The organism is Kitasatospora sp. NEAU-CNBT7 (assembly GCF_057220535.1).
Genome location: NZ_JBXQQB010000132.1, coordinates 1 through 1,057, shown reverse-complemented (window position 1 = coordinate 1,057; position 1,057 = coordinate 1). Strand labels below are relative to the sequence as shown.

The 1,057-nt window shown below is 68.3% G+C and carries 2 pseudogenes; both read left to right on the top strand.

Annotated features, from left to right (window positions below):
• Positions 1-158: 158 nt before the first annotated feature.
• Positions 159-727 (top strand): annotated as a pseudogene (locus tag AC2TEW_RS39040) (transposase); the annotation flags it as partial.
• Positions 728-790: 63 nt separating this feature from the next.
• Positions 791-1,057, top strand: a pseudogene (locus AC2TEW_RS39035) (transposase); the annotation flags it as partial.

Sequence of the window (1,057 nt, the reverse complement as noted above, 5' to 3'; positions counted from 1 at the left end):
TCCTCGGCCTGCCCACCAACGAGCCCTCGATCAACGCCACCCGCTCCCGCCTGGGACGACTCGTTCGTCAGGGACTCCTCGACCAACCCGGACGCGGCCGCTACCAGAAACGGACTTAACGTCCTCTCAGAAGTGGGGTACATCGCTGACCGTTCACAACATCTGCTTCGAGGGCGAAGCAGGCTTCACCCGCCGACCGCCCCGAGGACGCACCTGGGGACGACGCGGCCGCACGCCAGTCGTGACCGTCAGCGGCCGTCGCGCCGGCCGTCTGTCGGTGGCAGGCCTGATCGCGATGCGGCCCGGCTCGCGCACCCGGCTGTGCCACCGCTTGGTCGCCCACTCCGCGGGCAAAGGCACACGCCGCAGCATGGGCGAGCGCGACTTCATCGCCCTGGTCGACGGCGTCCACCAACTCGTCAAGGCGCCGATCGTGCTGCTCTGGGACCGCCTGAACACCCACGCCTCCCGCGCCATGCGCGAGTTGATCGACCAGCGCGCCTGGCTGACGGTGTTCCGCCTTCCCGCCTACTCGCCCGACCTCAACCCCGTCGAGTGGGTCTGGGCCCACGTCAAGCACAGCCTCGCTAACCTCGCCGTCATGGCCCTCGACCGGCTCGAAGCACTCGTCCGCAACCGGCTCAAGCGCCCGCAGTATCGGCCTGACACCCTCGACGGCTTCATAGCCGGCACCGGCCTGACCCTCGACGCCCCACCGTCACCCTGACAAGCCGAAGTCAGTGGGTCTGTACGGTGACCGGTGTATCTCCCGATCTAGGAAGAGCACCTGATGAGCGACGTGATCGCCTCGGTTGAGGCGGTTGAAGAGGTCCGGCCGGTCGAGCTGTCGGCGGACCTGTTGGACGATCAGTTGATCGGGTAGCTGGTCGACCGGGCCCGCGCGAGCGGGCTCCAGTTGACCGGCGAGGTCGGGCTGCTGCAGCAGCTGACCAAGCGGGTGCTGGAGTCCGCTCTGGAGGGCGAGATCACCGACCACCTCGGATACGAGAAGCACGACCGGGCCGGTGCGGGCAGTGGCAACAGCCGCAACGGCGTC